Below are 1,448 nucleotides of genomic sequence, written 5' to 3'. Positions count from 1 at the left end.
TTCTTTAACTCTTGCACCCTTAGTTGAAGAAGGTTTCTAACAAAAACAAAATTTTATTTTCTCAAACTGTGGTGGGTGAAACATTTTAAACTTTTAAAAATAGAGGTAGACAAGTCTCCTTATAAATTCTATCCGTGCCAAGAACCAGTTCTTTTATCTAATGTTACAAAAGGATAATTATCTTTTTCTCCCGTAAAAGGTAAAGAATCCGTATAAACCTCTACAGAATCACCTCTATCAATTAATTTTTCTATTTTATCTTCCTTATAATAACTGTTATTCCAGTTCTCTAAAAATAGCTCTTTCCAATTATCTTTTATGGGTGCATTCAGAGAAAGGTACTGGGCTTGTTCAAACAGAGTTCCTTCTTTACCGTTATGTTTTTTCTTAAATTCCTCTATAACATTCCAAATCTCATTAGCGGTTAAATTATCATAGAAGTTCTCAGTCCAGTTAATACCATTTGCATAAACATAATCTGGACCAGGCATATACTTATCAAATATATATGTCCTAAGCGTCTTCTTTAAATACTCCATCTCTTCGGGAGAAGTATATTCGGAGGAAACAACTTTTTCCTGTTTCTGTTGATAAATAAATTCGATAATTTGTCCATTTGGGACTGTTCCATCAGCTAAATATTTTACATAATCCTTACCTTCAACAGTTCTACCGTCAAAATTACTACCATTTCTTTTCAATAATAGAGCATGTTTTTTGCCTTCTTTATTTGATATCGTTACAACAGTATACCCATGAGAATCTTTATTTTTAGCGATTACATAAGAAAAATGGTATACGTTATTGACTGTTAATTGCCCATTGTTAAAGTACCAAGTGCTACTTACCCCATCCTGTTTTCCTGTTGCCAGCCAAACATCGCTGATATTATCACTCGCCTGTGGTATTTCTGAAGATGGTGAACTTTTAGTTGGTGATGTTTTCACTGCCGGTTTTGTGTTATTGGTCTGTGAATTATTTGTTTGGGTTTCCTGTCCATCTTTTGTTAAAGTTGTACCATCAGAAAATATAATTGTATCCATATCGAATATAAATTGGATTTTAGAAAACTCTGTATCACGTAATTTAATATCTTCATTTCTGAATTGATTAACTTCGTAATAACCTTTCCAGTTATTTTCTTTATTAGCACTTATTTCCTTATCATAGCTAACATTTATTTTTTTGATAGTATCACCGAACATATCATTAAAAATTGTTGTACCTTTAAATCCCTTAATATCTTTATTTGTTGTATTTTTAAATGTAAAGTCAAAAGTAATCTCATCACTAAATTGCCATTTATCAGTGTCTTTTGGAATAACTGATTTTCCATCAAAAGTCATTTTTATTGAATTGTTTAATTTCTGTATTGCTTCATCTTTTTGACGTTGTAATTCTTTTTTACGTTCCTCTTCTTTTTTTCGTTCTTCCGCTAAACGTTTTTG

1 protein-coding gene is annotated in these 1,448 nt (G+C 30.9%); it reads right to left on the bottom strand.

Going from position 1 to position 1,448, the window contains the following annotated elements; genetic code table 11:
• Positions 1–128 precede the first annotated feature (128 nt).
• Positions 129–1,448 (bottom strand): hypothetical protein (locus V7266_RS30660; protein ID WP_335473052.1); only part of this gene is annotated, 1,320 nt, incomplete at its 5' end.

Source organism: Neobacillus drentensis (genome assembly GCF_036965645.1).
Classification (GTDB): domain Bacteria; phylum Bacillota; class Bacilli; order Bacillales; family Cytobacillaceae; genus Neobacillus; species Neobacillus drentensis_D.
This window is presented reverse-complemented; position numbering and strand designations above follow the sequence as displayed.